This window comes from Ruegeria sp. AF5 (assembly GCF_056541905.1).
Map to the genome: position 1 here is coordinate 65060 of NZ_JBQFYZ010000005.1, position 25304 is coordinate 90363.

General features: G+C 58.3%; 23 protein-coding genes. 13 read left to right on the plus strand and 10 right to left on the minus strand.

Annotation, left to right across the window (positions count from 1 at the left end):
• Positions 1–153 precede the first annotated feature (153 nt).
• Positions 154–2409: an NADP-dependent malic enzyme gene (locus ACR0DS_RS09855; RefSeq protein ID WP_267363735.1), complete on the plus strand. Its 2256-nt coding sequence runs from the start codon at positions 154–156 to the stop codon at positions 2407–2409.
• A gap of 3 nt (positions 2410–2412) precedes the next feature.
• Positions 2413–3285, plus strand: a complete 873-nt coding sequence (locus ACR0DS_RS09860; protein WP_209598988.1) for a ribokinase — start codon at positions 2413–2415, stop codon at positions 3283–3285.
• Here ACR0DS_RS09860 and msrA read toward each other — a convergent pair.
• The 4 genes from msrA to ACR0DS_RS09880 all read right to left on the minus strand — a co-directional run bounded on the left by msrA (position 3282) and on the right by ACR0DS_RS09880 (position 6235).
• Entirely contained in the window at positions 3282–3953 is a 672-nt protein-coding gene (msrA, locus tag ACR0DS_RS09865; RefSeq protein ID WP_480559190.1) for a peptide-methionine (S)-S-oxide reductase MsrA, read from the minus strand. The two genes, ACR0DS_RS09860 and msrA, sit on opposite strands and share 4 nt — an antisense overlap.
• Before the next feature lie 257 nt (positions 3954–4210).
• Positions 4211–4492: an SCP2 sterol-binding domain-containing protein gene (locus ACR0DS_RS09870; protein ID WP_480559322.1), complete on the minus strand. Its 282-nt coding sequence runs from the start codon at positions 4490–4492 to the stop codon at positions 4211–4213.
• 79 nt (positions 4493–4571) lie between these two features.
• On the minus strand, positions 4572–4976 hold the full coding sequence (locus ACR0DS_RS09875) for a DUF1810 domain-containing protein (RefSeq protein ID WP_480559324.1): 405 nt from the start codon (positions 4974–4976) through the stop codon (positions 4572–4574).
• 32 nt (positions 4977–5008) lie between these two features.
• Positions 5009–6235, minus strand: coding sequence for an argininosuccinate synthase (locus ACR0DS_RS09880; protein WP_480482512.1), 1227 nt, complete (start codon positions 6233–6235; stop codon positions 5009–5011).
• A 142-nt stretch (positions 6236–6377) separates the two neighbouring features.
• Between ACR0DS_RS09880 and ACR0DS_RS09885 the strand changes: the two genes are divergently transcribed.
• On the plus strand, positions 6378–7139 hold the full coding sequence (locus tag ACR0DS_RS09885; RefSeq protein ID WP_480482510.1) for a hypothetical protein: 762 nt from the start codon (positions 6378–6380) through the stop codon (positions 7137–7139).
• A 58-nt stretch (positions 7140–7197) separates the two neighbouring features.
• Entirely contained in the window at positions 7198–8424 is a 1227-nt protein-coding gene (ilvA, locus tag ACR0DS_RS09890; RefSeq protein ID WP_480538375.1) for a threonine ammonia-lyase IlvA, read from the plus strand.
• Here ilvA and ACR0DS_RS09895 read toward each other — a convergent pair.
• Complete coding sequence (locus tag ACR0DS_RS09895; protein WP_209506897.1) at positions 8421–8750, minus strand: Hpt domain-containing protein; 330 nt, start codon at positions 8748–8750, stop codon at positions 8421–8423. The two genes, ilvA and ACR0DS_RS09895, sit on opposite strands and share 4 nt — an antisense overlap.
• A gap of 162 nt (positions 8751–8912) precedes the next feature.
• Here ACR0DS_RS09895 and ACR0DS_RS09900 point away from each other — a divergent pair, with 162 nt between their 5' ends.
• A complete protein-coding gene (locus ACR0DS_RS09900) occupies positions 8913–10187 on the plus strand; it encodes a PP2C family protein-serine/threonine phosphatase (RefSeq protein ID WP_480559192.1) in 1275 nt (424 codons plus the stop codon).
• Here ACR0DS_RS09900 and ACR0DS_RS09905 read toward each other — a convergent pair.
• Positions 10184–10627, minus strand: coding sequence for an NUDIX hydrolase (locus tag ACR0DS_RS09905; protein WP_209506899.1), 444 nt, complete (start codon positions 10625–10627; stop codon positions 10184–10186). The two genes, ACR0DS_RS09900 and ACR0DS_RS09905, sit on opposite strands and share 4 nt — an antisense overlap.
• A gap of 76 nt (positions 10628–10703) precedes the next feature.
• Here ACR0DS_RS09905 and hslO point away from each other — a divergent pair, with 76 nt between their 5' ends.
• The 8 genes from hslO (at position 10704) to ACR0DS_RS09945 (ending at position 19944) form a co-directional block, all read left to right on the plus strand.
• Positions 10704–11690: an Hsp33 family molecular chaperone HslO gene (gene hslO / locus ACR0DS_RS09910; RefSeq protein ID WP_209598982.1), complete on the plus strand. Its 987-nt coding sequence runs from the start codon at positions 10704–10706 to the stop codon at positions 11688–11690.
• Positions 11683–12279: a CoA pyrophosphatase gene (locus ACR0DS_RS09915; RefSeq protein WP_480559194.1), complete on the plus strand. Its 597-nt coding sequence runs from the start codon at positions 11683–11685 to the stop codon at positions 12277–12279. Before hslO ends, ACR0DS_RS09915 begins: the two co-directional genes overlap by 8 nt.
• Positions 12276–13430 carry a CCA tRNA nucleotidyltransferase gene (locus ACR0DS_RS09920; RefSeq protein WP_480559196.1) on the plus strand — a complete coding sequence of 385 codons (1155 nt, stop codon included), beginning with the start codon at positions 12276–12278 and terminating at the stop codon, positions 13428–13430. Before ACR0DS_RS09915 ends, ACR0DS_RS09920 begins: the two co-directional genes overlap by 4 nt.
• 191 nt (positions 13431–13621) lie before the next feature.
• Positions 13622–15460 (plus strand): ABC transporter ATP-binding protein, encoded by a 1839-nt coding sequence (locus tag ACR0DS_RS09925; protein ID WP_480538368.1) that lies wholly within the window; start codon positions 13622–13624, stop codon positions 15458–15460.
• On the plus strand, positions 15457–17289 hold the full coding sequence (locus ACR0DS_RS09930) for an ABC transporter ATP-binding protein (RefSeq protein ID WP_480559198.1): 1833 nt from the start codon (positions 15457–15459) through the stop codon (positions 17287–17289). The genes ACR0DS_RS09925 and ACR0DS_RS09930 overlap by 4 nt, the downstream gene beginning before the upstream one ends.
• A gap of 39 nt (positions 17290–17328) precedes the next feature.
• Positions 17329–18558, plus strand: a complete 1230-nt coding sequence (locus tag ACR0DS_RS09935) for a class I SAM-dependent RNA methyltransferase (RefSeq protein WP_480559200.1) — start codon at positions 17329–17331, stop codon at positions 18556–18558.
• Between the two features lie 21 nt (positions 18559–18579).
• On the plus strand, positions 18580–19365 hold the full coding sequence (locus tag ACR0DS_RS09940; RefSeq protein WP_480559202.1) for an ion transporter: 786 nt from the start codon (positions 18580–18582) through the stop codon (positions 19363–19365).
• A gap of 60 nt (positions 19366–19425) precedes the next feature.
• Positions 19426–19944, plus strand: a complete 519-nt coding sequence (locus ACR0DS_RS09945) for a L,D-transpeptidase family protein (RefSeq protein ID WP_480486947.1) — start codon at positions 19426–19428, stop codon at positions 19942–19944.
• Here ACR0DS_RS09945 and ACR0DS_RS09950 read toward each other — a convergent pair.
• The 4 genes from ACR0DS_RS09950 to ACR0DS_RS09965 all read right to left on the minus strand — a co-directional run bounded on the left by ACR0DS_RS09950 (position 19928) and on the right by ACR0DS_RS09965 (position 25298).
• Entirely contained in the window at positions 19928–21379 is a 1452-nt protein-coding gene (locus tag ACR0DS_RS09950; RefSeq protein WP_480559204.1) for a nodulation protein NodH, read from the minus strand. The two genes, ACR0DS_RS09945 and ACR0DS_RS09950, sit on opposite strands and share 17 nt — an antisense overlap.
• A 6-nt stretch (positions 21380–21385) precedes the next feature.
• Positions 21386–23086 carry a DUF5927 domain-containing protein gene (locus ACR0DS_RS09955; RefSeq protein ID WP_480559206.1) on the minus strand — a complete coding sequence of 567 codons (1701 nt, stop codon included), beginning with the start codon at positions 23084–23086 and terminating at the stop codon, positions 21386–21388.
• Entirely contained in the window at positions 23083–24069 is a 987-nt protein-coding gene (locus ACR0DS_RS09960) for a glycosyltransferase family 2 protein (protein ID WP_480559325.1), read from the minus strand. Before ACR0DS_RS09960 ends, ACR0DS_RS09955 begins: the two co-directional genes overlap by 4 nt.
• 185 nt (positions 24070–24254) lie before the next feature.
• Positions 24255–25298 carry a glycosyltransferase family 2 protein gene (locus ACR0DS_RS09965; RefSeq protein WP_480559208.1) on the minus strand — a complete coding sequence of 348 codons (1044 nt, stop codon included), beginning with the start codon at positions 25296–25298 and terminating at the stop codon, positions 24255–24257.
• Positions 25299–25304 lie beyond the last annotated feature (6 nt).

The following is a 25304-nucleotide window of genomic DNA, read 5'->3' on the forward strand; positions in this document are numbered from 1 at the left end:
CTGTGGACAAAAGCGGCCCCCTTTTGGCGTATTCCGGGCGCGACCTTACAAATCCCGCATCTTCTGTAAAAGCCGAAAACTCATTCTCGTTGAGGCGGGCGTTCTCCTGCGCTATGAGGCGTCAGCCCTGAAGTCATGGAAACGACATTTAAGATGCCCAAAGCGAAGATCACCAAAGAAGAGGCATTGGCCTTTCACCTGGACCCCACCCCCGGCAAGTGGGAGGTGCAGGCCACCGTCCCCATGACAACGCAGCGAGATCTGTCGCTAGCCTACAGCCCGGGTGTGGCCGTTCCCTGCGAGGCTATCGCGGAAAACCCGGAAACGGCCTATGATTATACCAACAAGGGCAACCTGGTGGCCGTAATCTCGAACGGGACGGCGGTGTTGGGCCTTGGTAACCTCGGCGCGCTGGGCTCGAAACCGGTGATGGAAGGCAAATCGGTCCTGTTCAAACGGTTCGCCGATGTGAACTCGATCGATATCGAGCTGGACACCGAAGACCCGGATGAATTCTGCCGTGCAGTGCGTCTGATGGGGCCAACCTTTGGCGGCATCAATCTGGAAGACATCAAGGCGCCCGAGTGTTTCATCATCGAACAGCGACTGAAGGAAGAGATGGACATCCCCGTCTTTCACGATGACCAGCACGGCACGGCCGTGATCTGTGCGGCGGGCCTGCTGAACGCGCTGCATATCTCGGGCAAGAAGATCGAGGACGTGAAAATCGTTCTGAATGGCGCAGGTGCCGCGGGGATTGCCTGTATCGAACTGCTCAAGGCAATGGGCGCGCGGCATGAAAACTGCATTGTCTGCGATACCAAGGGCGTGATCTATCAGGGCCGGACAGAGGGCATGAACCAGTGGAAATCGGCCCACGCGATCACGACCGACTTGCGCACATTGGAAGACGCGATGAAGGGGGCGGATGTGTTCCTGGGTGTTTCGGTGAAAGGCGCGGTCACGCAGGATATGGTTGCCAGCATGGCCGACAATCCTGTCATCTTTGCGATGGCCAACCCCGACCCCGAGATTACTCCGGAAGAAGCGCACGAGGTTCGCGTGGATGCGATCGTTGCCACCGGGCGCAGCGACTATCCAAACCAGGTGAATAACGTTCTGGGCTTCCCCTACCTGTTCCGCGGTGCGTTGGACATTCACGCCCGCGCCATTAATGATGAGATGAAGATCGCCTGTGCCCACGCACTTGCCAATCTGGCGCGCGAGGATGTGCCGGATGAGGTCGCAATGGCCTATGGCAAGTCGCTGACCTTTGGGCGTGATTATATCATCCCCACCCCGTTCGACCCGCGTTTGATCCACCGTATCCCACCGGCTGTTGCCAGGGCGGGGATGGACACCGGTGCCGCGCGCCGTCCGATCATCGACATGGACGCGTATGAGCTGAGTCTGAAATCCCGGATGGACCCGACCGCCAGCATTCTGCGCGGTCTGAACGCCCGAGCGCGTCAGGCGCAAAGCCGCATGATTTTCGCCGAGGGCGACGATCCCCGGGTATTGCGCGCAGCGGTCATGTATCAGCGGTCTGGTTTCGGCAAGGCACTTGTGGTGGGTCGGCCGGACGATGTGAAGACCAAACTGGAAGCAACGGGCCTGGGCGACGCTGTGCGTGAAATCGAGGTCGTGAATGCGGCCAATACCACGCATCTCGAAACCTATTCGAACTTCCTGTATCAGCGCCTGCAGCGTAAGGGGTTTGACCGTAAAGATATTCACCGTCTGGCCGCACGGGACAGGCACGTGTTTTCCTCGCTGATGCTGGCCCATGGGCATGGTGATGGTCTTGTCACTGGCGCAACCCGCAAGTCCGCGCATGTGCTTGACCGGATCAACCATGTGTTTGATGCCGATGCCGCCAACGGTGCCGCCGGTGTGACAGCTTTGCTGCATAAAGGCCGGATTGTTCTGATTGGCGACACGTTGGTACATGAATGGCCCGACGAAAACGATCTGGCGAATATTGCCGAGCGTTCGGCCGCAGTTGCCCGGCATATGGGGCTGGAGCCGCGCGTGGCTTTTGTCAGCTTCTCGACCTTTGGCTATCCGGTGTCAGAACGTGCTGAAAAGATGCACCGTGCCCCGGCTGTTCTGGATCGGCGCGGCGTCGACTTTGAATACGAGGGTGAAATGACGGTGGACGTCGCCCTGAACATCGAACAGCAAGCGGCCTATCCGTTCTCGCGCCTGACCGGTCCGGCGAATATCCTGATCGTTCCGGCCCGGCATTCGGCATCAATCTCGACCAAGCTGATGCAGGAAATGGGTGGTGCGACCGTGATTGGCCCGATCCTGTCAGGCATCGACAAGCCGATCCAGATCTGTTCGACCGTCTCGACCGCGAACGATATACTGAACATGGCCATTCTGGCCTCTTGCGACATCGGATAAATCATGACGATCTGGAATCTCGGCTCGATCAACGCGGATATGGTCTATGACCTGCCGCATCTGCCTGCGCCGGGGGAAACTCTGGCTGCCCGTAGGCTGGATCGGTTCCTGGGCGGCAAGGGGGCCAACATGTCGGTGGCCGCGGCGCGTGCGGGATCACGCGTCAGCCATATAGGTGCCGTGGGGCCCGATGGGCGCTGGGCCAAGGATCGACTGACAGAATATGGTGTGGATACACGCCATATCTCTGAGGTGGATGTTCCCACAGGCCACGCCATCATTGCGGTGGATGCCGAGGGTGAGAACCTGATTATCCTGTATCCCGGGGCCAATCACGCATTGGAACCCGCCCATCTGGGGCAGGCGCTGGCCTCGGCAAACACCGGTGATCTGCTGATCTTGCAGAATGAAACCAATGCCCAGGTCGAAGCGGCGCAGCTGGGGCGCAAGCTTGGCTTGACCGTCTGTTATGCCGCAGCCCCGTTTCAGGCTCAGGCCGTTCAGGGCGTTCTGCCTTATCTGGATTTCCTGATCCTGAATGAGGTGGAGGCTGAACAGCTGCGCCAGGAAACCGGTCTGAGCATCGCCGATCTGCCCGTTCGGCATGTCATTGTTACCCTCGGCTCTAAAGGCGCAAGGTATTTGCAGCAGGGCAACGATCCGGTCGAGTTTCCCGCGCATAAGGTGCGGGCGGTGGATACCACAGGGGCAGGCGACACCTTCACCGGCTACGTGCTGGCAGGCATGGATCGCGGAATGCCAATGGAACAGGCCATATTGCAGGCAAACCGCGCCGCAGCCCTGATGGTCATGCGGCACGGAACGGCGGATGTCATTCCCGATCTGAAAGAAGTACGTGACGCATCCTTTGACTAGGAGCCTGCAAATGGCGCATCCCCACCCCAAAGCTGCTTGACGCGCGCGTCACGACCACAGGCTTTGCGATACGCCTTGTAGGCGTTGTGCTGGCGCTTTGGTCCAAAACGGGTAAGGACCAGTTTGTTGCCTTTGTAATAATCCTGATGATACGCCTCGGCGGGGTAAAAGGGTCCTGCGCTTAGAACCGGGGTGACAATGGTCTGCCCCAGCGCTTGCTGCGCGTCTGCTTTGGCTTGTTCTGCCAACACCTTTTCGCCTTTGTTAGAGACGAATATTGCAGTTCGATAGCTGTCGCCCCGGTCGCAGAACTGGCCACCTGCGTCTGTCGGGTCAACCGAGCGGAAAAACATGTTCAGAAGTGACGCGCGAGAGACGCGCGCCGGATCGAACGTGATCTGAACCGCCTCGTAGTGGCCGGTTCCCCCTTTTGAAACCTGATCATATGTCGGATCCGCGGATGTGCCACCGGTGTACCCTGACACCGCCCCGATTACGCCGGGCACGGATTCAAAATCGGATTCCACGCACCAGAAACACCCGCCAGCCACCGTCAGCGTTTCGGTTCCCGCAGCCGGGGCGGGCAGTGCGCGCAACAGTGCAGCCAATGCAATCAGTGTAAACAGAAGGGTTGGTCTGACGGTTTCAAAATAAGCAGTCCGCATCATGTCAGGTCTCCTTTTTAAGGTGAGATTGACGCGGGTTCGACCCCCTTGCAATTGCCTGTCATGCAATGTCACGCGCTGGTGAGACGAGTTTATCGTCTGCGATCACGCGTAAACGGCCCACTTGAAAGGCGGGCGAAACCACCGTTCATTTGCGACGGATCCTGCGCGACTGGTATCTCGAAGCGGAACCGCAGCACACCGCGGGTGAGACCGCCAGTCTGGCTGGACTTGGACCAAAGGCCAGCATTGCGCCGAAATCAGCCCAGCAATTGCCCCAGCTTCATCGCAACACTCATATTGCCCGAGATCTTGAGCTTGCCCAAAGCAACGCCGGTCATCGGGTTCAGCTTTCCGGTCAACAGCTTGGTCAGGTTCTCCTGCGAGATGCGGATTGTGCAATCCGTGTCCCGGTCCTGCGTCGATGCCTGATTGTCCGCCAGAACAATCACACCGTCCGCGCCACAATCGAACTTCAGTGAACCGTCAAAGCTTTTGCCGCTCAGCCCTTTTTGAATTCCATCGGCGATGTCCTGAAGCATTCGGGGTCCTTTCACGGTTTCCGAATGCGTAATGCGCCAGGTGCCGAACAGGCAAGGCTGACCCAACTGGAACTTCTGATCACGATGCGCCGAGGATCTGAACCGTCCGGTCACAAGGCTTACCGCCATAGAAGGCGCCCAGAACAGCACGAAACTCGGGCGGAGCATCTGCCACAGATGAAAACAATGTCATCGAAGACCGCAGCTTTTTCGCGTCAATTCCGCCCAGAATGTCGCGGGCATCGCGCCCCGTGTGCAGCAGCATCAGCGAGGCCGCCTGCCTAAGCCGGTCGCGCAGTTCCGGGTGGTTGAGATAGCGTGTCGCCTCGTCCAGATCTTCAATGCCGTAAAGCTGCGCCATATGGGACTGGCCCAGCTCGGCCAGTTGCGGAAACACGAACCACATCCAGTGGCTGGTTTTCTGCCCCTGTTCAAGTTCGCGCAGGACATCGGTCCAAACCGTGTCCTGCGCCTCGATGAACATGTCGAGTTCGTCGTCGGTATCGTCTTCGTCGATCACTTGGACAGGCGCTTGTTCCGAGCAGCCAGCAGTTTCAGACGCAGCGCATTCAGCTGGATAAAGCCTGCCGCATCTTTCTGATCGTACGCACCTGCATCCTCTTCGAAGGTCACATGTGCCTCAGAGTACAGCGAATGATCCGACCAGCGGCCCACGGTCGAGGCCAGACCTTTGTACAGTTTCACGCGGACGGTGCCGGTGACATGCTCTTGCGACCTGTCGATGGCGGCTTGCAGCATCTCGCGCTCGGGGCTGTACCAGAAACCGTTATAGATGAGTTCCGCATATTGCGGCATCAGCTGGTCTTTCAGATGCATCGCGCCACGGTCCATGGTGATGGATTCAATGCCACGGTGCGCTTCCAGCAGGATGGTGCCGCCGGGTGTCTCGTAGATACCGCGCGACTTCATGCCCACGAACCGGCCTTCGACCAGGTCCAGACGGCCAATACCGTGCTTGCCGCCATATTCGTTCAGCTTGGTCAGGATCGTGGCCGGGCTCATCGCCTCACCGTTGATGCTGACGGCGTCGCCTTTTTCAAAGCCGATCTCGATAAATTCAGGCTCATTCGGGGCGTCCTCGGGGTGGACGGTGCGCTGGTAGACATAGTCGGGGGCCATATCGGCGGGGTCTTCCAGAACCTTGCCCTCGGATGAGGTATGCAGCAGGTTCGCATCGACCGAGAACGGCGCCTCACCACGCTTGTCCTTGGCAATCGGAATCTGGTTCTGCTCGGCGAATTCCAGCAGCTTGGTGCGGCTGGTCAGATCCCATTCGCGCCACGGTGCAATGACCTTGATGTCTGGGTTGAGCGCGTAAGCCGCCAGTTCGAACCGCACCTGATCGTTGCCCTTGCCGGTTGCGCCGTGGGCAACAGCATCAGCACCAGTGGCCTCGGCAATCTCAACCAGACGTTTCGAGATCAGCGGCCGTGCGATCGAGGTACCCAGCAGGTACAGCCCTTCATATTGCGCATTGGCACGGAACATCGGGAAGACGAAATCGCGGACAAACTCCTCGCGGATATCCTCGATATAGATGTTCTCGGGCTTGATCCCCAGCAATTCGGCCTTTTGGCGTGCGGGCTCCAGTTCCTCGCCCTGACCCAGATCGGCGGTGAAGGTCACGACCTCACAGCCATACTCGGTCTGCAGCCATTTCAGAATGATCGAGGTATCAAGGCCACCGGAATAGGCCAGAACAACTTTCTTGGGCGCGGACATCTGACTTCCCTTTATGCGTAGAACGATTGGCCCCTAGCGGGTTTTGGACGCGGGGGCAAGTTGGTGCGCGTTGACGAAGGCCGGGAAATGAGGTGAAACGGAGGGAAAGAGAACAAGGATTGGTTGAGAGGGCAGTTTTAGGATGCTGGGCTACAAGATTTTTAGGCATGCGGTATTAATGCTTTTGGACAACATATCAGTCGCGTTGAGATTAAGCTTTTTTCCGTTTCTTGTTTTAGGCACCGCATTCTATTTTTTGACTATTTTTCAGACGGAAAGTTTGCCGGAGACCGATAAACTCTCTCCGATGTTGGGCGTGTCTCTAGCTGGCTTTGTACTCGCAGTCCTCTATTTGATCGTACTGGTTTGGGTGGCCGTAGGCTGGCATCGTTACGTACTTCAGAACGTTGAACCACATCTCGCGTGGCCAGTATGGGACGGAGACCGTATGTGGGCCTATGGCGGCGCATTTCTTCGGATTATCCCATTGAGCATTCTACTGAGTCTTGTCGCTGTTTTTATTTTTCTGGTACCTGCAGCCGTTTTTTATGATGGCGGGGTGTCAACTGATGACGGCACCTTTCTTGGTTTTTTGCTTGGTGTCGTCATTTCGTACATTTCGTTTAGGCTTTCGCTCGTGTTACCGGCTGCGGCAGTTGGGGAATTTATGAAAGTTCCAGATTCGTGGCGCAAAACCAAAGAGTTCTCTAAGCCGATTTTTGTTGCCGCACTTTGTGTTGGAGTTCTTACAGCAATACCGAATTTGTTGCTACATACACCTCTGGCCCCAATCATAGGCAGCTTTGTCTATTTCCTAGTTGCGCAATGGTTTCTGCTCATGCTGGGCGTCAGCATCATGACGGCCCTTTACGGTTTTGTCGTCGAGAAGCGCGAACTACGCTGACGCCCGTACACATATGTATTCCTTGCCCTTATCACGCTGATGGGGCAGGGAGGCGGGCATGACCGACTTCATGACCCGCGCCCGCGCCGCCGAAGAGGCGATGCGCTCTGTCTTCCCGGCAACGCCGTTGCAGCGCAATGCCCACCTGTCCGACCGTTATGGGGCGGATATCTGGCTCAAGCGCGAAGACCTGAGCCCGGTGCGCTCCTACAAGATTCGCGGTGCCTTTAACGCCATGCGCAAGCAACAGGGACAGAACCTGTTCGTCTGTGCCAGCGCGGGCAATCACGCGCAGGGCGTGGCCTATATGTGCCAGCATATGGGGGTCCGGGGCGTGATCTTCATGCCGGTCACGACGCCTCAGCAGAAGATCCAGAAAACGCGTATCTTTGGCGGGGACAACGTCGAGATTCATCTGATCGGTGACTATTTCGATGACACGCTTGCTGCCGCTCAGGCATGGTGCACGCAGCAGGGCGGGTATTTCCTGTCGCCTTTTGACGATGCCGATGTGATCGAAGGGCAAGCCTCGCTGGCGGTTGAAATCGAAAGGCAGATGGGTGGTGCGCCCGATCACGTTGTGCTTCCCGTGGGCGGAGGCGGCATGTCCGCCGGCGTGGCCACATGGTTCGGGGACCGCACCCATTGCCTGTTCGTCGAACCGGCCGGAGGGGCCTGTCTGCGCGCAGCCCTGGCCGCGGGGCATCCTGTTTCGCTGGATCATGTGGATACCTTTGTCGATGGCGCGGCGGTCGGGCGGATCGGTGAAAAGCCGTTCGAGTTGTTGAAATCACGTCACCTGTCGGACGTTCTGGTCCTGTCCGAGGACCGTATCTGCACCACCATGATCGAGATGCTGAATGTCGAAGGCATCGTGCTGGAACCTGCGGGGGCGCTGGCGATCGAGGCAGTAGGTGATATCCAAAGCTTTGTGCGCGGAAAGACCGTGGTCTGCCTGACATCCGGCGGCAATTTCGATTTCGAACGCCTGCCCGAGGTCAAGGAACGTGCGCAGCGGTACTCCGGTGTGAAAAAGTACTTCATCCTGCGCCTGCCGCAGCGACCCGGCGCTCTTAAAGAGTTCCTGAATATTCTCGGCCCCGAGGATGATATCGCCCGGTTCGAATACATGAAGAAATCGGCGCGCAATTTCGGTTCGGTTCTGATCGGGATCGAAACCCGCAAGCCGGAAAACTTCATGCGCCTGTTTGCCCATCTGGACGATGCAGGGTTCACCTATACCGACATCACCGAGGACGAGACGCTGGCACAGTTCGTGATCTAGTTCAGGTTCTCATTCAGCTCGGCTTCAAACATGGTTTTCGAGCTGTCGAAAGCGGCCAAAAGCGCTGGCAGATCAACCTCGGCCCCTTGCCCTGCTGCGGCCTGCCGTTCCCCATCCTGGCAGAGTTTCGAGAATTGATCGAACCCCAGGCTCAATGCGCTGCCTTTCAGGAAATGCAGGTTCTGCTCCAACTCGGCCCGGTTGGTGTCGCGGCGCAGGCGGGTGATCACGTCCTGCACTTCTTCCAGAAATATCTCGACCACCTCATCGAATTCCTCGGGGCCGACTTCATCCCGCAATTGTCTGACTCTGGCCCAGTGGATCATGATGTACACCAGCTAATGAATGGTCATGGTTCTGAATAGACGCGCCCGGTAAAAAGCAGGTTAACGGGGCCACTCTTCGGCAATTGCCACTCTTCACCGGATGTTAAATCTGTCGGCGATAGGGTCGTCAAATGTGACGAAACTCATCAGAGAAAAGGGTAAATGGTGCCGGGGGCGAGTCTTGAGGAAACCAGACCTGATCTGGATTTCGGCGCGATCCGCACGGTGCTGGTCGTGGATGACAGCCGCCTGCAACGGCGCATTCTGGTGGCCTCGCTCAGGAAATGGGGGTTCGAGGTGATCGAGGCCGATACAGGCCATGCCGCTTTGGCGCTTTGCGTCGATAATCCGCCCGATCTTGTGCTGAGCGACTGGGTCATGCCGGGGATGAGCGGGCTTGAATTCTGCTGTGCCTTTCGGGCTTTGGAAACGGATCAATACAGCTATTTCATCCTTCTGACATCCAAAAGCGAAAAGCAGGAGGTCGCGCGCGGTCTGGATGCCGGGGCCGACGATTTTCTGATCAAGCCGCTTGAGGCGGACGAATTGCGCGCCCGGATTTCAGCCGGTGCGCGCATTCTGGACATGCAGCGCGAGCTCTCACAGAAGAACCGCCTGATCGAATCCGCGCTCGAGGAACTCAGGCTGGCGCATGACGCGATCGACAAGGACCTGATGCAGGCGCGGAAAATTCAGGAATCGCTGGTTCCCGAACTGACCCGGACATTCGGCAAATCGCGGGTCAGTCTGTTGCTGAAACCCTGTGGTCATATCGGCGGTGATCTGGTGGGGATGTTCTCGCCCGGGGTGAACCGGCTTGGGTTCTACAGCATCGACGTATCCGGGCATGGCATCACCTCGGCCATGATGACGGCGCGATTGGGGGGGTATCTGTCCAGCAAGCATTTCGATCAGAACGTCGCAATGGAGCGGAGGTTCGACAAGTTTTACGCACTTCTGCCACCGAAACATGTGGCTGAAACGCTCAATTCCCGGCTGATGGCCGATGAAGGTATCGAAGAGTATTTTACGATGATCTACGCCATCGTCGACCTGCGCAACGGGCATCTGAAAATGGTGCAGGCCGGGCATCCGCACCCGCTGCTGCTGCGGCAGGGTGGCAGCGCCGAGTTTCTTGGTGACGGAGGCTTGCCCATAGGATTGATCGAAGATGCGCGCTTTCAACAAATCGAGACGCAGATGCAGCACGGCGACAAGCTGCTGCTGTACTCGGACGGGTTTACCGAATGCCAACTGGCTGGCGGCGGTTTGCTGGAAGAAGACGGTTTGCGTCAGATGGCGCAACAGAGCATGTCGGAAAGGGGCGGGTCAGAGTTTCTGGACGATATGTTCTGGCGTTTGACGCAAGTGATGTCACCCAAAGACGGTATCGGAGATGATGTCTCGGCCGTCTTTTTTGAGTATAACGGACCTTAAAGCGAGCCGAGGTGTATTTCGGCAAAGTGCCGGTCACCGCCATTTCCCAGTAAACAGACGGCGTCGGCGGTTTCCATCCACAGCGCTTCGTGAAACGCTTCGGTCGGCGGGCCTATGCGGCGCACGGGGCGGGCGCGATAGATCAGGCAGACCTTCTCGGCCCACAGGTCATATTCCGGCATAAAGGTGAAGCGCCGAAAGGCGCCGATCCGTCGGGGGGCCGCAATAAGCCACCCGGTCTCTTCAAAGACTTCGCGGTGCAGGGCGGTAATTGGTGATTCGCCCGGATCAATACCTCCGCCGGGCAATTGCAGGTCGGGTCCTGGCTCGGTCTGGCAGGTCAGCAAAAGGTGACTTCTGCGGGGCAAAAGTGCGTACACACCGACACGTCGCGTGTATTTCCGCCCCGGCTCTGGGGTTTCACCGAACCGCCTGATCATGTATGGCCCCTTACAACCCAATCTGTTCGACCTATATGGTGCCGGTATGCCAACCTGTGGCGCGTAAGGAAACCCCATGTCTCTTGGAACGAAAATCGCGTGGGACGATACCGTCCTGCCCTTTCAACTCGATGTATCGGATATGCGTGGCCGTGTGGCTCGTCTGGATGGTGTGCTGGATGGCATCCTCAAGCAGCATGACTACCCCGAACAGGTCGAGGCGCTGGTGGCCGAGATGGCCCTGCTGACCGCATTGATCGGGCAGACGGTTGCGCTGCGCTGGAAACTGTCGTTGCAGGTGCAATCCAAGGGGCCTGTGCGCATGATTGCGACCGACTATTACGCACCCAAGGCCGAAGGCCAGCCGGCGCAGATCCGGGCCTATGCCAGCTTTGACCGTGACCGGCTGACAGATGCGACACCCTTCGATCAGGTGGGCGAAGGGTATTTTGCCATCATGATAGATCAGGGCGAAGGCACACAGCCATATCAGGGCATCACTCCACTGACCGGGGCCTCTCTCAGCGCCTGCGCCGAGGCCTATTTTGCACAGTCTGAGCAGCTGCCAACCCGGTTCTCGCTGAGCTTTGGCAAATCGACCGAGCCCGGCGTGGATGAACACTGGCGTGCCGGCGGCATCATGTTGCAGCATATGCCCAAAGCCTCGCCATTTGCCGCCTCGGGGGAAGGCAGTGGCGAGATTCTGACTGCCAGCGATCTGGTCGACGGTGAAGAGGGCGAGAACTGGGGTCGGGTCAATATCCTGCTGGACACGGTCGAGGATCTTGAGCTGATTGGTCCCTCGATTGCGCCGACTGATTTGCTGGTCCGGCTGTTCCACGAAGAACAGCCACGGGTCTATGATGCGCAGTCCGTGCAGTTTGGTTGCACCTGCTCCGAAGACCGGGTGCGGCAGAGCCTGTCGATCTATTCGGCAAAAGACCTCGAAAAGATGACGACGCCTGAAGGTCAGGTCACCGCAGATTGCCAATTCTGCGGCGCACATTATGTGCTCGATCCGTCAACGGTTGGCTTTGAAGCCGAAGACCGCAAGGGTGCTTGACCCGATTGAACAGATCCGGGCGGCGCTGCGCCGTCCCGGTCACGGGTCAAGCGACTTTGACCTGAACCCGGATACCGCCCTGCCGCCCGGGCGTCGCCTGCGCCCGGCGGGGGTTCTTGTCGCAATCTCGCTTGCAGATGACACCCCTCGGGTGATCCTGACGAAACGGTCCTCGGCCCTCAAGCATCATCCGGGTCAGATCGCGTTTCCAGGCGGCAAACAGGATGAAGGGGATGCGGATGTCACGGCAACGGCCCTGCGCGAAGCACAGGAAGAGATCGGCCTGCCCGCGGACCTTCCCGAAATCCTTGGTTACCTGCCAACGCATGAAACAGTCACCTCTTTCACGGTCACACCCGTGGTGGCCGTTCTTCGAAAGGGATTTCAACCTGTTCCGGAACCCGGCGAAGTCGACGAAGTTTTTTCGACCCCCCTTGCGCATCTCTTGAATCCCAAGAATTATCTGGTGGAATCGCGCCGTTGGCGCGGACAAAAACGCAGATATTACACAGTTCCGTACGGCCCTTATTACATATGGGGTGCGACGGCCCGCATATTGCGCGGGCTTGCAGCGCGGGTGAATGAATGATGCAGATTGAGGAGCTTTGGGTCAGCGAACCGGCGACCCAAAAGGTATGCGCCGCCCTGACCTCATCCGGGGCGCAGGCGCTTTTTGTGGGTGGGTGCGTGCGCAATGCGCTGCTGGGCGCGCCGGTGTCGGATATCGACATTGCCACTGATGCCCGGCCTGAACAGGTTGTCGAGATGGCGCAGGCTGCCGGCCTCAAGGCCGTCCCCACCGGTATCGACCATGGCACGATTACAGTGGTCAGCGCCGGTATCCCGCACGAGATCACCACTTTCCGGCGTGACGTCGAAACCGATGGTCGCCGCGCTGTCATCGCCTTTTCCGATCACGTCGAAGAAGATGCTACGCGGCGCGATTTTACCATGAATGCACTTTATGCAAGGCCCGATGGCACTGTGTTAGACCCGCTTGGCGGGCTTCCCGACCTTCGGGCCCGGCGGGTGCGGTTCATCGGTGAAGCAGAGGACCGCATTCGCGAAGACTATCTGCGGTCACTGCGCTATTTCCGGTTTCACGCATGGTATGGCGACCCGGATGCCGGTTTCGACCCGGACGCGCTGGCTGCCATTGGTGCCAATCTTGACGGGCTGACCTCGTTGTCGCGGGAACGCGTCGGGGCGGAACTGCTGAAACTGCTGGGCGCGCCTGATCCGGCCCCGGCCATTGCGACGATGCGCAGCACGGGCGTATTGGCAAAGTTGCTGCCGGGCGCGGATGACCGGTCACTGGCACCTCTGGTCGCTTTGGAACATGCGGCAGGTGCCGAACCGAACCCCGTGCGCCGTCTGGCGGCCATCGCGACACCCGATGACGCCGCAACCCTGCGCCTGAGCCGTTCGCAACTGCAACGCCTTACCGGAATGCGGAGCGAAGCGCAGTCAACCACCAGCGTGGCTGAACTGGGCTATCGGTATGGTGACGAAGGCGGGTTGAACAAAACCCTTTTGCGGTGCGCGTTTTTCGAACAGCCCTGGTCCGAAAGCTTCAGACAGGACCTGCACGCAGGCGCAGCCGCGCGTTTCCCGATACAGGCCAAAGACCTGATCCCCGGGTTTACCGGCCCGGCGCTGGGCCAAAAGCTGGCCGAGCTTGAAAGCCGGTGGATCGCGTCGGGTTTTGCGCTGTCGCGCGAGGACTTGCTTGCAAGTTAATGTTTAGTCTCAAAAGGGGATGACAACTTTGGTCCATTGTGGTTAGGTGCGCCAGTCACATGGATGGAGGAATGCGAATGTATTACGGGATCTGGTTCGGCTAAAGCCGGGACACTTGCCCCGTAAAGGGTGGTGTTCAGGCGCCATCTGTCTTCGCACGTCTTTATCTCTGCTCAATCGGAGCACACTCCATGTTTCGCTATTTCGAAAACCTTGTTGACCCTTTTGTCGCCTATCATGAGGCTGACGCGCCGCCGACCCGGCTGTGGCCGTTTCTGCTGGACTATTCGCGCCCGTTCTATCGGGTGTTTGTCTGGGCTGCGCTGATTTCCATTATCGTCGCCGGTGTCGAGATTGGGTTGATCTATTATATGGGTCGTGTCGTTGACCTGTTGGGCGGCACACCAACCGAGGTGTGGCAGAACCACGGGACCGAGCTGCTGTTGATCGCGGCCTTTGTCCTGTTTCTGCGCCCTTTGTTGCATCTGGTCGACGTACTGATCCTGAACAACACGATTCTGCCGAACTTTGGCACTCTGATCCGCTGGCGCGCCCATAAGCACGTTCTGCGTCAGTCGGTTGGCTGGTTCGAGAATGATTTTGCCGGGCGGATTGCCAACCGGATCATGCAGACACCGCCCGCGGCCGGTGAGGTGATCTTTCAGGTCTTTGACGCGATTTCCTTTTCACTGGCCTACCTGATCGGGGCGGCAATCCTGCTTTATGCGGCGGATGCGCGCCTGCTGATCCCGCTGCTGATCTGGTTTGCGTTCTACGCGATGCTGGTGCGCTGGACTGTTCACCGTGTCGGGCCGGCGTCCAAGGCGGCATCCGATGCGCGGTCAACCGTCACGGGCCGCGTCGTGGACAGCTATACCAACATTCATTCCGTCAAGATGTTCGCCCATGGCCCGCAAGAGCTGGACTATGCCCGTGAAGCGATCGAGGAAACCCGCCGGACATTCCAGATCGAGATGCGGATTTTCACCATCATGGATGCGGTTTTGGTTACCCTGAACGGGGTGCTGATCGTTGGTGTCGTGGGTTGGGCAATTGCCTTGTGGATGCAGGGTTCCGCTTCGGTCGGCGTCGTCGCGGCAGCAACCGCACTGACCCTGCGCCTGAACGCCATGACCGGATGGATCATGTGGGCGCTGACCAGCTTTTTCCGCCAGCTTGGTATCGTGGCTGAGGGGATGGAGACCATTGCCCAGCCCATCGACCTGCTTGACGCACGCGAAGCCAAACCCCTGCGGTTGACCAGGGGTGAGATTCAGATCCGCAATCTCTCGCACCATTACGGGCGCGAGGCCGGTGGGCTTGACCACATCAACCTGACCATTCAGCCCGGCGAAAAGATCGGCCTCATTGGGCGGTCGGGTGCCGGGAAATCGACTCTAGTAAAGCTGCTTTTGCGGTTTTATGACGTCGAACGCGGTGCCATTCTGATTGATGATCAGAACATAGCGGATGTCACACAGGACAGTCTGCGCAGCCATATCGGCATGGTCCAGCAAGATAGTGCGTTGCTGCATCGCTCTGTGCGTGACAACATCCTTTACGGTCGTCCGGACGCGACCGAGGCGCAGATGATTGCCGCAGCCAAACAGGCCGAAGCGCACGCGTTCATCCTTGACCTGCAAGACCCGCAGGGGCGCACCGGGTATGATGCGCATGTGGGTGAGCGGGGCGTAAAGCTGTCTGGTGGTCAGAGGCAGCGGGTAACGCTGGCCCGGGTGATCCTGAAGGACGCACCAATCCTTTTGCTGGACGAGGCGACATCGGCACTGGATTCCGAGGTCGAAGCATCAATTCAGGAAACGCTCTACGGAATGATGCAGGGCAAGACCGTGATTGCCATCGCCCACCGTCTCAGCACCATTGCGCAGATGGATCGCATTCTGGTGATGGACGGGGGCCGCATCGTCGAAGAGGGCGCGCATTCTGATCTATTGGCGCAGGGTGGCCTTTACGCGCAGTTCTGGGCGCGGCAATCTGGCGGCTTCATGAACCCGGAGGCCGCTGAATGAATATTGCCGATCTCATCTATCCGTTCAGGACCACTGAAACGCCCCCGCCGCAGACATTGGGGGCTTTCATTCGCTGGAGCCTTTCCGGTGCTTGGCCCATGCTGTTTGTCGCCGCGTTCTTTTCGGCCCTGGCCGGCGCGATGGAGGCTGGAACAGCGTGGATTCTGGGGCGTGTGATCGATGTGGCAACATCCAGCGGGCCCGAGCATTTCATGACCGCCGGGAATATGTGGATGATCTTTGGGGCGGTGGTTTTCTTCATGCTTCTGCGCCCGATCCTGTTTGGGCTGTCTTCGATTTCGAACAACTATATCGTGATGCCCAACATCACGCCTTTGGTGCTGGCCAAGCTGAACCGCTGGACGCTGGGCCAGTCTGTCACCTATTTCGACGATGATTTCGCCGGGCGCATTGCCCAGAAACAGATGCAGACTTCGAACGCCATGGCCTCGGTCGTGTCCGAAACGATCAGTGCGATTGTGTTTGCGTTGGCGTCGCTAGCGGGCTCTTTGCTTTTGTTAGGGTCTATTCATCCTTTGGTGATGCTGCCCTTTGCAGCCTGGCTGGTGGTCTATTTCCTTCTGGTGCGCTGGTACCTGCCGCGTATTCGCATACGCTCGGCTGCGCGTGCCGGGGCGCGGGCGATGGTTTCGGGGCAGGTGGTCGACACGATCACCAACATCAAAACCGTCAAGCTTTTTGCGCACTCGGATTTCGAAGATCAGGCCGCGCGGCACTCGATGGTCGAGCTGCGGAAAAAATCACTGGCGTTCGGCAAGCTGTCGGCCAGTTTCCGGTTCGTCCTGATGGCGCTTGCCGGCATTCTGCCTGTTCTCCTGCTGGGGGCGACGCTGTGGTTATGGCAGTTCGGATTGGCGACTGCGGGTGACATCGTTGCCGCTGGCGCCGTGTCGGTTCGTATTTCGCAGATGACCGGATGGGTCAGTTTCACGCTGATGGGCCTCTATGCCAATGTGGGTGAGATTGAAAACGGGATGAAGACGCTGGCCAGACGGGACAGGGTCGAGGATGCGCGCAGCGCGAAAGATCTTGATGTAACCGAAGGATCCATCTCGTTCGAAGATGTCAGTTTTGCTTACGGCCGGGACGTCGGCGGTGTTACGGACCTGACGCTCACCGTGCAACCGGGCGAAAAGCTGGGAATTGTCGGTGCCTCAGGGGCGGGCAAATCAACACTCGTTTCGCTTCTTCTTCGGCTCTATGACAGGGAAAACGGCGCTATTTGCATCGATGGGCAGGACGTGTCGCAGGTCACGCAGGACAGTTTGCGCCGCCAGATCGGCATGGTCACGCAGGAAACGGCGATGTTCAACCGGTCCGCCCGCGAAAACATCCTCTATGGTCGCCCGGACGCGTCCGAGGCCGAGTTGATCGAAGCAGCAATCAAGGCCGAAGCGCATGACTTCATCCTGAGCCTCAAGGATGGCCATGGCCGCACCGGCTATGACGCTCATCTGGGCGAGCGTGGCGTAAAGCTCAGCGGTGGCCAAAGGCAACGGATCGCCCTTGCACGCGCCATTCTCAAGGATGCGCCAATTCTGGTTCTGGACGAAGCAACCTCAGCCCTTGATTCCGAGGTCGAGGCGTCGATTCAATCGGCGCTTCATCGGGTGATGCAGGGCAAAACCGTTCTGGCCATCGCCCACAGATTGTCGACGCTCAGCGAGATGGACCGGATCATCGTTCTGGATCAGGGGCAAATCGTGGAAACCGGAACGCACGAGGATCTTTTGGATCAGGGCGGGCTTTATGCCCGGTTCTGGCATCGGCAATCTGGTGGTTTCATTCAGGCGGAAGCTGCCGAATAAGGGTTTTGTTGAACCCAAAGCCCGGCTATCAGGCCCCTCATGACGCAGAAATACACAATCACCCGGCTCGGCCATCAGGGCGACGGCATCGCTGATGGGCCCATTTACGCTCCGCGCACCCTTCCGGGTGAGGTTGTCAGCGGCACCCTTGTTGATCAGGTGCTGACCGATATCCGCGTCGAAGTACCGTCTGATGTCCGGGTGAAAGCCCCGTGCCGCCATTACAAAGCCTGCGGCGGCTGTCAGCTGCAACACGCCTCCGACGCGTTTGTCGCCGACTGGAAGCTGAGCATTGTCCGCAACGCCCTGTTCGCGCAGGGGCTTGAGGCGCCGATGCGTCCGACACACACATCTCCCGAACACTCACGCCGACGCGCCACGATTGCCGTCAGGCGGACCAAGAAAGGTACATTGGCCGGGTTCCATGGACGTGCATCGGATACGATCACCGAAATCCCGGATTGCCTATTGCTTGACCCGGCCCTGATCGCCGCAATTCCCGTGGCCGAGGCGCTGGCGGTTCTGGGCGGCAGCCGCAAGGGCGTCTTGGCCGTCACGCTCACCCTGTCCGAAGGCGGGCTGGATGTGGCCGTCAAGGGCGGCAAGCCCCTGGATGGGCCGCTGGAACTGGCACTCGCGCAGGAAACCGAAAAACATGGTCTGGCGCGGCTCAGCTGGGATGGTGAAGTGATCGCCATGCGCCACGCTCCGGTTCAGCGCTTTGGGGCCGCCGCCGTCACGCCACCACCCGGTGCCTTCCTTCAGGCGACCAAGGACGGAGAACAGGCTCTATTACAGGCCGTTTCCGAGGCAACACGGGGTGCGAAACGAATTGTTGACCTGTTTGCGGGCAGCGGCACATTCTCATTGCCTCTGGCAGAAAAAGCCGAGGTTCACGCGGTCGAAGGTGCCGCGGACATGGTGCAGGCGCTGGATCAGGGCTGGCGCAGGGCGCAAGGTCTGAAACGCGTGACGACCGAGGCCCGCGACCTGTTCCGTCGTCCATTGATGCCGGATGAACTGAAATCGTTTGACGCAGTCGTTCTGGACCCGCCCCGCGCTGGTGCCGAGGCACAGGTGGCCGAGCTGGTACAGGCCAGACGCCCGGTGATTGCCTATGTCTCGTGCAACCCCGTCACCTTCGCGCGCGATGCAAAAATATTGGTTAACGCTGGCTATACCCTTGAATGGGTGCAGGTCGTTGACCAGTTTCGATGGTCGTCACATACGGAACTTGCTGCGCGGTTTACCCTGAACGCCGCATCTTGATCAGACAGGAGAAAGCGACCCATGGGTTTCAGACAGCGTCTGCTGAACATCATCGAAGCGCCTGCATTCGGGCAATTCATAACGGCTGTCATCATCTTTAACGCAGTGCTTTTGGGGATGGAGACGTCGCCGACCCTGATGGAAGCCGCCGGGCCGCTGATCGTGATGCTGGACAAGCTGTGCCTTGCGATCTTTGTGGCGGAAATCGCCATGAAGCTGACCGCGACCGGACGCAGGTTTTTCACAAACGGCTGGAACAATTTCGATTTCCTGATCGTCGGCATTGCGCTTGTTCCCAGCGCCGGAGGTCTTTCCGTTCTGCGAGCCCTGCGAATCCTGCGGGTATTGCGCGTGATTTCCGTTGCGCCAAGACTGCGCCGGGTGGTTGAAGGGTTCATCTCGGCCCTACCGGGAATGGCCAGTGTTTTCCTGCTGATGACAATTCTGTTCTATATCGGTGCCGTGATCTCGACCAAGCTGTTCTCGGCAACCTTCCCGGATTGGTTCGGCGATCTTGGCCTGTCGGCCTATACACTGTTTCAGATCATGACGCTTGAAAGCTGGTCGATGGGGATCGTCCGCCCGGTGATGGAGGTTTATCCCTATGCCTGGCTGTTCTTCGTCCCCTTCATTATGGTCACAACCTTTGCGGTGGTGAACCTATTGGTGGGTCTGATCGTAAATTCCATGCAGGACGCGCACCATGCAGAGGATGAGGTCAGGACTGATGCGTATCGTGATGAGGTTCTGGAACGCTTGGAGAGCATCGAGCGGCATCTGACCGAAAACTTGAACATCAAAAAGTGATTTCAGTTTTCGCGTTTTTTGGCATAATAAGCCCCAAAAAAACAAAGCAGGCAGTGAAACATGGATCGTCGAGCATTCGGATTGGGGGCGGTAGCAACGCTGGGCCTATCGGCTTGTGCATCAGCCCGACCAAATTTTCTGACTTATGATGGGCCCGAGGTCACCTCGCTGGTGGTCAACAAGGGCGCGCGCAAACTTTATTTGTTGCACCACGAAAAAGTCCTCAAGGAATATGATGTGGATCTGGGATTTGCGCCGCAGGGCACAAAAACCAAACGCGGAGACGGCCGCACGCCCGAAGGAAGTTACCTGATCGATCGGCACAACCCCAACAGCCGGTATCACCTGTCTATCGGGATATCGTATCCCAACTCTCAGGACATCGCCAAGGCTAAGGCTGCGGGAGTTGATCCCGGTGGGGACATCTTCATTCACGGGCAGCCAAATCTACGATCCGAGTTCAAACGCGCCAAGAAAACTCCGGATTGGACCGCGGGATGCATCGCGGTCAAGAATGACGAGATCGAAGAAATCTATGCGATGGTCAACCGAGGGACGCTGATCACCCTGCGCCCTTAGGGGGCACAGGCGCCCACGCTGCAATCCCGAATGTTTCATAGTCGTGCTGGTAGACCTCGGATGCCAGCGCTTCAAGCTGTTCGTCATAGATCTGATCCAGCGTAAACGGAACATCTTGCGCGCACGGGCCGGGAACCGGCGGATTGGGGTGGCCTGTTGAGCGGGCCAGATCCGGCAGAGCCGTGGTCAGCTCTTCTTCCCGCAGAATCAGGTCCGGCATCAAAAAGCTGGCAATGCCATCCAGCGTGCGGGACTGGCTGCACCACGTCCCGTCAACGCGGATCGGCGTCTGACCGTTGAGGTTCATGCGCAGGAACCCGAGGAACGCCAGAAACGCATCCCGATGCTGTTCGACCGAGTAATTGGTGTCGCGCACCTGCCCGGGGATCGGCAGGTCAAGGCGGTTGCGCAGGTAATTGCGAACCATCTTGTAACTGCCCGGCCCGGTATCCAGAATGTACTGGCAAAACGCCGAATGCGCCCGTGCCAGTGGGTGGCGCAACACGGTGAACTTTCGGTGTCCGGGGTGGTCTTGCATCCAGGCGCGGATTTCCTTGCGGTTCCGGTTTGTGACCAGATCGTCCGCAGAACAGCCATCCAGCTCGGCCATCCATTGCGCGATAACAGGCTCTATTCCGCCGCGAATGGGCAAATACATCAAATTTGATCTGGCTGCGGCGATATATTGCGGTACCGCCGCCCCTCGGTTTGGCTCGAAACGGGTGGGCTGGTGCAATCCGAACCTGTCCAACCTGGACAGGGCGTCTTGCATCTCATCGGGGTTGGTGACCTTCGATACGGCAGGTGCCGGGTTTTGCGGTTTCAGAGTGTCGTCCAGCTTGCTCAGCCGCGCCTCAACCCCCAGCCATGCGGCCAGACCGTTCAGAACGTCCAACTCGGCCAGGTCGTCATAGGTGATGAAAAAGGCAGTCTGACCGGTTTTCTGTAAATGCCGCTGCAACATGTGTTGGTGGCCGTGGACCTGATCGAGATACTCAGAAAACTCAAGCCCGTCGAACGCAACCTGGGCATCGACGCGGCGCTTCACGTTCTTCAGCAGCCATTGCTGCGTGGCGCGTGCGATTTTCAGGGACAGAAAACTGTCCAGCGGATTGCGTGTGAGAATGATCTTGGCACAGCGTGGATCGTTCAGCACTGGCTTCAGAATGCGTGGGTCATGGTCCTGGAAATACCGAAAACCGTTCAAGTCGCCCGGTGCCGACCTGATTGCCTTCAACAGCCGCATCGGATCTGCGTCGCGGTCTTCCAGCGACAGACCCAGAAGGGTATCGGACTTCAGGTTGCCGGCAAAATGCGGGTTGAAGGCTTCGCCATGGCAGGAAACCCCGTCCAGCGCGTTCAGATTGGCCTCAAGCAGGTTCGACCCTGTGCGCATGGCAGCCAGAACAACGAAGTAGTCAAAATTGGCTGGCATGGGTGATTACTGCACCAGATAGGGTTTGCGATAGGGTTTCGTCTGACGGCCGAACACATCGTCCGAAGGAAAATCGCCCATCAGGTAAGGGTGCATACCCTGGTTCTTGAGGTTTTGCAGGAACTTCCCGAAGCCGGACAGATCGACCATTGTGGGCGCTTCTGTCAGGTGGCTGGACTGATGCGCGCCAATCTCGTCCAGGATTGTCTGCAGGGGCTCCATCGGTGCTTCAAGGAAATCGGCCAGCGACCAGCTGCGCATCCGCGCCTTGGTCCAGACCGAGGTCAAAACCTCAAGCTGTTTGGTTTCGATCTGTTGCAGACGCGCGGCCTCGCTCCGGATGTCCGAGAAGTTCAGGTTCGACCGGAACAGCGGAATTGCCCAGGCCCCGGTGATGACCGAGATTTGCGCATTCTTGTCCCGCGCCAGAAACCAGTTGATGTCCTGTGTGTCGCGGGGGCTGAACTGGAAACACTGGCGTTCGCCGCGTGTGTTCCAGATCAGGTTCGACAGAAAGGCCGTCGGATTGTAATCCCGCAGCAAAGCACAATCGCTGAGCGCACCGTTTGTGATGGTTTCACCCTTTGCAAATTCTGCACGCTCTGGTCCGAACAGGTGCCCGTGCACGCGTGTGCCAGTGGCCGCGGCCAGCCATTCTTCGAAATCTTCAAACAGTTCGGAAAAGCCCTGAAATACGGAATAGGGTGACGAGGTAAGGCCGTTTTCACTGCCGTGCCGGGGAAACCGGCTTTGCATGTAAAGCCCGTCACGCCCCCGTGTCCGCCGCTCGACCGCCTTGGAAAACACGCGGTCAATCTTGCCGGGATTGGGTTCGGCCGGTTTCATCGCACTGGCCTGATCGGTCAGAAACGCCTGATACAGCCGTTCCGCACGAGGCCAGATTTTGCGGGCAACAAAACAGTCTGACCGCCGCAGCAATTGCAGGTGATCGTCGTAGAATATGTGCGGGCGGCCCTGATAGTCGAACTTGGACAAGGTCAGGGATCGGCTCTCGATATGTGTAGAATACAGCCGCGCCAATGTCTGGAAATAGCTTTCATCCGGAATCCAAACATGGCGGAAGTAGCTGTCATATTGTTTGCGCTTGGGATCTTGCAAAATGGCAGACAGTGTTTGACGGGTCAGGCACCACCACTGGCTGCCCATATGCGGGACCAAACCGTCGGGGATTTTCCGACGAAACCCGACCGCGCGCTGAAGCTTTACATATGCGTCGAACAATCCGCGCCGTTTTCGCCAGGAAAACGGAAACCGCAGCGTAAACCGTTCATGATCCAACCCGCCGATTGTCCAGCTGACATCAGACGTTGTCGCGCTTTCGATGAAATCGACACGGGGCCGGTCGGCCAGGTAGTCAATCAACTCCTGAACCGGGCGCAGCGGCAGGCAGGCCCCCGACGACAGGAAGACGTGGCGCGTTTCCGGAAATTGCTCCAGCATCAGTTCGGACGCGGTTTGTGAGGCGGCAACGATGCCCCACCCGCCCCAGTCGCATTGATGCCGGTCGGAAAATGCGATCCGGGGATTGTCTGAACAGGACGCAACACATCGCGCGTATTCTTCACCCGGTACTTTGCGATCCACATGGATCACAACAGGGCATCCCGCAGCGGTCCAATGGCGCGCGACCTGTTCGGCCCGGTCCAGCGAGGTATGAACCAGCATGACGACGCCCAGACCGCTCATGCCCAGTTTCCCTTTGACATCAGGCCCAGAATCTCAAGCTGCCGCCAGTTGATATAGGCCTCGGACCACTCGCACCAGAATACGGGCTTGTCTTCAAGCTGTGCGGCATAGGCCTTGTATTCGCCCGAACCGCCATAGTGCTGGCCGCGTTGCAATTCTTCGCGCGCCTTGTCGCCAAGGGTGTCGATCAGCTTGGCATGAAGCAACGAGCCGCTGGCCTTTTCCCCACCCCATTCGTCGTAAACCTGATTAAGCCCGCGCGGCAAAAGCGAGTGGGTCGAGCTGACATAGACATACCGCCGATCCCATTTGACCAGCGGGATCTTGTTCAGTGCCGGAGCTTTGGATGGCTTGTCGCGAAAGAACACACGCGCCCGCGCGCCCCCCTGAATCCACAGGTTCTTGTAATCCGGGTTCTTGGTGATCGTGTAATTCCCCGGATCGAACCACCGCGCAATCTCAAAGGGATCCTGCCCCTCGCGATAGGTTTCGGCATCCACGGGTCCTTCGGGGTACATGTCGATCAGCATGGTGCCGAAGCTGCGTACGGCACTTCCGTCCAGCCAGTCTGTCAGGGCGCGGATCGGGCGGGTGTCGCAAAAGGGGTAGATAAAAAACTCATCCGGGTCGACGCTCAGAACCCAATGTCCATGCGCGTATTTGCGCAGAATGTAATTTGACCAGTCCAGACCATAGCTGGCACGTTTGTAGCTGGTAGTCGTCCGCCAGACCGATACATCAGCTTGCTCTTTCAGGAACCCGAAACTGCCGTCATTGCTGTCATTGTCGATGAACAGAAAATGGTCGATGCCCAGTTTGCGGTAATATTCCAGAAAATAGGGCAGCCGAATTTTCTCGTTACGCACAACGCTCATCAACAGGATATCGTCACGGCGGATGGCAGACGTGTTGTTGCTGGCGGGCTTAAGTTCGTGCCGACGTCTGAGGCAGCGCAGAATACGGCGCTTGCGCCGCAATCTCATCTTGTATGAATCAAACAGGCTCACGCGACTGCCCAACCTTTATTATGACGCGAGCTTTCCCCGAACCCGCCGCGACCGCTGGTGCGACAGGACATTGTCGGTTTATGCCACTTCTACCTCTTCTGAGGCAACTTTTTTAAACCCCGGAAATGGTAAAGGTGCCGTTGACCCCCCCCGATTTGTTTTCAAGACCAGCCGCCGTCACGCATCAGCCCCATCTCCAGCAACTGCGACCAGCCGGTATAGCGCACCGAGTGCGGGGTCCACATGTCTGGTTGACTGAGTATCTGATCGTAATACGTGCCGAACTGGTTCGGGTCATGAAAATGCTGGCGGCGCAGCTTTTCAGTTTTGGATTTTTCGATAATGTCCGGCAGAAATTTCGTATGCAGCAGCACGCCGGACGGGGTGTCGCCGCTTGGCCCGTCATACTCTGCGTTCAGACGACGGGGCAGGGCGGAATGGCACGAGTTTACGTAGGTATAGCGCCGCGACCAGCGCATCAGCGGGATCTTGTTCAGTGTGGGGGATCGCTGCTGCGTTTGGGCAAAAAACACCCGCTCGCGTGCGCCACCCTGAACCCACAGGTTTCCCATCGGGCTTTGCCGCTGCCCGCGATACGGGCCTGTGTCAAACCAGTTCAGCACCTCGATCGGGTCCGTTTCCGGGTCATAGGTTTGTCCGCCCAACGGCCCCTTTGGATACAGATCCAGCATCAATGCGCCAAACCCGACCCGTCCCTGTCGGTCCAGCCATTCTGTGAGCTCATGCAGAGATTGGCGGTCGTGCCGGGCATAAACCAGCAGCTCATCCGCGTCGACCATCAGGCACCAGTGGCCATGGCCGTAACGCATCTGTAGCCAGCTGAGCCAGTCCAGCCCAAAGCGTGATCCGCGATAGCTGGACCGGGTCTGCCAAAGGGACACATCCGGTTGATCCTGCAGAAATTCAGCCGAGCCGTCATCGCTGCCGTTGTCGACGATCAGAAAATGGCTCACGCCCAGCTGGCGATAGTGACGGAAGAACCAGGGCAGGCGGGTAATCTCATTGCGCAAGGTGGTAAAGGCCAGCACGTCGCCGCCCCGTATCCTGCTTGTATGATCTTTCAGGCAGGTCAGTTGATGTCGGCTGCGCATCGAGCGCCAAAGAAGGCGTCGCCGTTTCCAGCGCAACCGGTATTCCTGTTGCCAACCGATATCAGGAAGTGTCTGAACCGTATTGGACGTCACTGGGGC

Bases quoted from the DNA above. Each gene is read 5' to 3' on its own strand.
- ilvA (WP_480538375.1), top strand. From the start codon at position 7,198: ATGACCGACTTCATGACCCGCGCCCGCGCCGCCGAAGAGGCGATGCGC.
- ACR0DS_RS09905 (WP_209506899.1), bottom strand. From the start codon at position 10,627: ATGATCAGGCGGTTCGGTGAAACCCCAGAGCCGGGGCGGAAATACACG.
- ACR0DS_RS09900 (WP_480559192.1), top strand. From the start codon at position 8,913: ATGGTGCCGGGGGCGAGTCTTGAGGAAACCAGACCTGATCTGGATTTC.
- ACR0DS_RS09945 (WP_480486947.1), top strand. From the start codon at position 19,426: ATGGATCGTCGAGCATTCGGATTGGGGGCGGTAGCAACGCTGGGCCTA.
- ACR0DS_RS09920 (WP_480559196.1), top strand. From the start codon at position 12,276: ATGATGCAGATTGAGGAGCTTTGGGTCAGCGAACCGGCGACCCAAAAG.
- hslO (WP_209598982.1), top strand. From the start codon at position 10,704: ATGTCTCTTGGAACGAAAATCGCGTGGGACGATACCGTCCTGCCCTTT.
- ACR0DS_RS09860 (WP_209598988.1), top strand. From the start codon at position 2,413: ATGACGATCTGGAATCTCGGCTCGATCAACGCGGATATGGTCTATGAC.
- ACR0DS_RS09935 (WP_480559200.1), top strand. From the start codon at position 17,329: ATGACGCAGAAATACACAATCACCCGGCTCGGCCATCAGGGCGACGGC.
- ACR0DS_RS09875 (WP_480559324.1), bottom strand. From the start codon at position 4,976: ATGTTCATCGAGGCGCAGGACACGGTTTGGACCGATGTCCTGCGCGAA.
- ACR0DS_RS09960 (WP_480559325.1), bottom strand. From the start codon at position 24,069: ATGAGATTGCGGCGCAAGCGCCGTATTCTGCGCTGCCTCAGACGTCGG.
- msrA (WP_480559190.1), bottom strand. From the start codon at position 3,953: ATGATGCGGACTGCTTATTTTGAAACCGTCAGACCAACCCTTCTGTTT.
- ACR0DS_RS09855 (WP_267363735.1), top strand. From the start codon at position 154: ATGCCCAAAGCGAAGATCACCAAAGAAGAGGCATTGGCCTTTCACCTG.
- ACR0DS_RS09895 (WP_209506897.1), bottom strand. From the start codon at position 8,750: ATGATCCACTGGGCCAGAGTCAGACAATTGCGGGATGAAGTCGGCCCC.
- ACR0DS_RS09950 (WP_480559204.1), bottom strand. From the start codon at position 21,379: ATGCCAGCCAATTTTGACTACTTCGTTGTTCTGGCTGCCATGCGCACA.
- ACR0DS_RS09880 (WP_480482512.1), bottom strand. From the start codon at position 6,235: ATGTCCGCGCCCAAGAAAGTTGTTCTGGCCTATTCCGGTGGCCTTGAT.
- ACR0DS_RS09930 (WP_480559198.1), top strand. From the start codon at position 15,457: ATGAATATTGCCGATCTCATCTATCCGTTCAGGACCACTGAAACGCCC.
- ACR0DS_RS09885 (WP_480482510.1), top strand. From the start codon at position 6,378: ATGCTGGGCTACAAGATTTTTAGGCATGCGGTATTAATGCTTTTGGAC.
- ACR0DS_RS09925 (WP_480538368.1), top strand. From the start codon at position 13,622: ATGTTTCGCTATTTCGAAAACCTTGTTGACCCTTTTGTCGCCTATCAT.
- ACR0DS_RS09955 (WP_480559206.1), bottom strand. From the start codon at position 23,086: ATGAGCGGTCTGGGCGTCGTCATGCTGGTTCATACCTCGCTGGACCGG.
- ACR0DS_RS09940 (WP_480559202.1), top strand. From the start codon at position 18,580: ATGGGTTTCAGACAGCGTCTGCTGAACATCATCGAAGCGCCTGCATTC.
- ACR0DS_RS09870 (WP_480559322.1), bottom strand. From the start codon at position 4,492: ATGCTTCAGGACATCGCCGATGGAATTCAAAAAGGGCTGAGCGGCAAA.